This is a genomic window from Pseudomonas sp. MWU13-2100 (assembly GCF_023242365.1).
Classification (GTDB): Bacteria; Pseudomonadota; Gammaproteobacteria; order Pseudomonadales; family Pseudomonadaceae; genus Aquipseudomonas.
In genome coordinates this window covers 1-366 of sequence record NZ_JALLIX010000167.1, presented here as the reverse complement: position 1 = coordinate 366, position 366 = coordinate 1, and the positions used below count along the sequence as shown (strand labels likewise).

The following is a 366-nucleotide window of genomic DNA, read 5'->3' as shown; positions in this document are numbered from 1 at the left end:
GCGCAAGGGCGACCAACGTATATATACCCTTATAAAGATAAAGAGGCCGTAGTGGAAGCGGTCCGCTCACCCCTGTTTCGAATTGCTCATTTATCCACTCCAGTCGAAGGTGTGATTCAGGAAAAGTCCTTTCTTTATAATGGTGATCTGGAACCGAGTTCGCGAAATAAAACAAAAATGTACTTGATCAAAGGTGATCGAGTCACTGTGAAAGATGTGACGGCAGGTTGGTGCAAGGTTTTGTATGCGGGAAAGGCAAAGCCAATCACAATGTGGGCGCAATGCAAAACAATAAATTTCCCCAAAGGTTAACCAGTACGTTATGAGCACTCTTATTCGTATTGATGACAAAACCACCAGAGGTGG

The 366-nt window shown here is 44.3% G+C and carries 1 pseudogene; it reads left to right on the top strand.

The features are described from left to right. Window positions 1-312: pseudogene (locus M5B99_RS29870) on the top strand (hypothetical protein); the annotation flags it as partial. Window positions 313-366: the final 54 nt, after the last annotated feature.